Source organism: Paenibacillus sp. 01T422 (genome assembly GCF_056398785.1).
This window is the reverse complement of record NZ_JBFTQB010000875.1, coordinates 1-3904: the sequence shown is the minus strand read 5'-3', so window position 1 is coordinate 3904 and position 3904 is coordinate 1. Positions and strand designations below refer to the sequence as shown.

Genomic DNA, 3904 nt, shown 5'->3' with positions numbered 1-3904 from the left:
GAGCAGTAATCTACAAACAACCTATGAGAAAGTACTATGTACTTTCCAGAAAGACTTCACCTAATAAGTGGAGTCTTTTCTTTTTTATAAGAATTTAAGTCCACTTCACCCAAAATGGAGTGGCTTTTTTGTATGGCTCTCCTAGTTTCATTTGTATGATACAAATTCCATCACGAAGGGCGCTATCGTAACATGGTGGAGAACAGGACAAAAAGAAAAGCCCTAGATATCAGGCTTTTCCACGGAATAATTGTATGACCTGTAGTGGGCTCGAACCACTGACCCCTACCCTGTCAAGATTAACTATTGTATTTCATTTAATATCCTCTTATTTCCTTTATGCTTTTCTAATAATATATAACAAATAATTATTACTCATTGTTATCCTTTAATATCCTTTGAAAAACTACAGTATGTGACCAAAAAAGTGACCAATTGTTTATCTCGTAATCTTCCAAATTAATATCTTATATGGTAATGTATAACGGATGATATGTTGGAAATTGTTGGAGGAGATTATTATTAAAAGACTATACATAATTTTAGGTAATGGGTTTTCAATAGATCTAATAAATAGGCTAAAAAGAAATGACGATATTGACTTAATCAATTTGTTTCGAAAAGGTGCAGAAGTTCCTTGGCCAGGCAGCAATAGTAATGGGTTCTTATCCTATAAACATTGTCAAGCCTTGTGGACTTTAGGCGCAAGAACAACTATGACAAAAGAGGAAAGTATTAAACTAATTGAAGATATTATAACTTGCGTGAATGTATTCAATTTTTCAAGACTAAATAATTTAGAAAAATTAGATATGCAAGGAAAATTAGACACTCCAAATAATAATGTATTTCTTAAAGCATATGGAGAACTTACCACATATTTAAGATATTTAATCATATATTATAACTCGAAAGTTACAGATGAAGAATTAACCGGAGTAAATGTGCCATTAATTGAAAAGATTCAGGCAAGTCAGGATAAATATGACGAAATTGTTGTTATTAATTATAATTATGATATATGGTTAGAACGATTGTTAGAGATCAAAGGGATTGCTTTTAATATTGAAGGCTTTGAAAATAATGAAAGTGCTAAAGTGAAAATAATCAAACCGCACGGTTCAATTAGTTTCTCATTTAAAACAAAGGTGAATAATGGGTTTAGTATTCGGCATAATGAATTTGATTTTACACAAGATACTAACAGCGATATGCTGGAGGAGAGTATTTAATGAGCAAAAGATACAGTAGAAAAAACACGAATTTTCCAATATCCATATTTTACGAACAATTTCAATTAAATAAATACAATTTTGACCCTCCGTATCAAAGAGACAAAAATGTATGGGATATGAGTCAAAAAGCATTCTTAATCGATACTATTATGAAAAATTTCCCAATTCCCCCTATTTTTTTGGAACAGAAAATTGATACTTCTAATGGCAGAACTACTTTTGATGTAATTGATGGTAAGCAAAGACTAAATGCTATTGTAGATTTTATCAACAATGAAATAACTTTACCTGACACCTTTGGAAATGATGATTATGGAAATCGGTTAATGAATAATAAAACATTTGAAGAATTGAAGGAGATCTCTAAAACAGATGAAGATATTAAAAACTATATTTCTGATTTTTGGAGTTATGTAATTAATGTTGAATACATTGAGTATCCAGATTCCAAAGTAGTGGATAATATTTTTGATCGGTTAAATAGAGGTGGTGAACGATTAAATCCTCAAGAATTGAGAAAAGCAAATTTTTACGATACCATTATGTACAAAAATATTGAAGAATTAAGAAGTGATGAATATTTACTTGATCTTTTAGGTAATTTAAATAAGAACAGACTTGAAGATGCTAATTTTATAACAGAATTGTATCTTATGATAAAAATTGGACATATAATTGAAGGATTCGACGCACAAATAGATCGATACTTTAAAGATATTGTTGATGAGATTGATCAAGAAACATCTGACCTGATAATGGTTGAGTTTAATGCAATAAAAGAAATAGTCAAATTATTTAATTTGGATTACGAAACTTATAGAATTAAAGGAGTAAGTCATTTATACGCAATCTGGTATTTAGCTTATTTTTTGTACAAGAAAAAAATTCCTGTAACAGAAGCTATGATTAAATTAATCCATGAGTTTTATACAGATTTAAGAAATGAACGTTTAAATGAGAATACTATTGAATATCATAAATCTATGCAATCTGCAAGTAAATCTAAATCTTCTAGAAAAAAACGAATAACTTCATTACTAAAATATTTTACAATCGAATTTAGTGATACAGAACTATAAAGAAAAAACTCGCCTTTGGTTCATGGCGAGTTTTTTCTTTTGTAAAGGTAGTTCAAACATTCTGAGATGTTAAAATTCTTTTGTAATTGATTTTACTCTTCCACCAATTTTTATTTCTGAAGATTGAAGAGTAAGTGGTGGAAAGGAGCTATTCTCGGCTATTAGAATTATTTTATTTTCATATGGAATATATCTACGAATTAAAAATGTGTTATCAGATAGCAACGCTAGAATAATATCACCATCACGTATAGTTGCTCCACTATCTAATTGAATTTTAACACCTTTATCTATAATTGGAGACATAGAATTATCTGGCATTTGTAAACCAAACAGGTCGTTAACTATCAACTTTACATCGTTTTTTTCATGATCTTTTAATAGCAAACTGTCCCCTTGTTTTTCAAGAAAGTTATTATCAAATGACAGAAACATTTTAATAATATCTGTGTCAGAAGCTTGTTCAATCATTTCATCGATTAGAAAGTGTGAATTTAAAGGGGAAGAACTTTTTAATTCAGTAAGTAGTATCTTAGCACTACTTCTCGCTTGGAGAATAAGCTTTGCAATAAACTGTTTAATAAATTCGGGTGCTTTTTCAATATAAGCCTCATAAAGGAGTATATCAGGATCGGCATCACAGGCTAAAGCTATGGATTTATTTATTTCATCAGATGCAGGTGGCTGTTTCCCTGTTTGTAATTTACTAATATAAGATGGATCAATCTTTTGTCCGAGTTCCCCGCACTTTTCTGCTAGATCTTTGAGTGTTAACCCACTTTTCTGAACCATTTTAGAAAGTGATTCACTGTAGCCCACCAATACCACCCCTTCTGAAAAATAATATCCTTTAGTGATTTATGTGTCAATGAAATATAAAGTGAATAAACAGTCAAATATTAATTGACAAATTAGTCATTAAGAATTACTATATTTTTAGTGATTAAATAGTCAATGATTAAATTATCATTTAATCATTTCCGAGAGGTGGTGTTTAAGATCGATTCATATAATAGCGGGTACATATTAACAAAAATGGAAGAGTATCTGGCATCCTTATCAAAAACGAGGATTATTCATTCTAAAATGGAGAAAAAGCTGTTGAATCTAATTATTTCTACTCGGCGTAGCTTGGAAAGCGCAGCCGATACCGTCGAGGAGCGTAGCGGATCGTCGGCTAGGCCTTGATATGGAGGGCAAGACATGCAAGGCTGATTTTGCGGGACAGGCCACTACGTGGACTGACCGCATAGCCTGTCCTGCATGTCTTGTGGAGGCTCCATGTCAAGGCTGAGGCGTTAGTAACGCCTACCCAGCAACCGTATAACATGCTGGGTTCTAATTACACTGTGAGGAGGCTCAAAGCATTGATATTAAAGGGTATAGACACATTAGAATTTGGTTTAGAAATTGAGAATTATCAAGATTCTTTTAATCCGTTCTTAACTAAATTCAAAGAACTTAAAGAACTGAGTCAATTAACTGGTATTGATCAAGAAATTAAGATAGGTGACCTAAATCTTAAAGTTCATAGAAATGGTCAAAAATTCTATGCATACCGTTTAACATGCGATGATTTCAGTATTGCTT

3 protein-coding genes and 1 pseudogene are annotated in these 3904 nt (G+C 31.4%); 3 read left to right on the top strand and 1 reads right to left on the bottom strand.

The window, feature by feature from the left end:
• Window positions 1-506: 506 nt before the first annotated feature.
• The gene (locus AC1DUA_RS32790) at window positions 507-1232 is read left to right on the top strand and encodes a hypothetical protein (RefSeq protein ID WP_477503715.1); all 726 of its coding nucleotides are present in this window, start codon (window positions 507-509) and stop codon (window positions 1230-1232) included.
• A complete protein-coding gene (locus AC1DUA_RS32785) occupies window positions 1232-2314 on the top strand; it encodes a GmrSD restriction endonuclease domain-containing protein (RefSeq protein WP_477503714.1) in 1083 nt (360 codons plus the stop codon). Before AC1DUA_RS32790 ends, AC1DUA_RS32785 begins: the two co-directional genes overlap by 1 nt.
• Window positions 2315-2383: 69 nt before the next feature.
• Here the strand turns inward: AC1DUA_RS32785 and AC1DUA_RS32780 are convergent, their stop codons facing one another.
• Window positions 2384-3133 (bottom strand): S24 family peptidase, encoded by a 750-nt coding sequence (locus AC1DUA_RS32780; RefSeq protein WP_477503713.1) that lies wholly within the window; start codon window positions 3131-3133, stop codon window positions 2384-2386.
• Between the two features lie 548 nt (window positions 3134-3681).
• Here AC1DUA_RS32780 and AC1DUA_RS32775 point away from each other — a divergent pair.
• A pseudogene (locus tag AC1DUA_RS32775) lies at window positions 3682-3904 on the top strand (replication initiation factor); the annotation flags it as partial.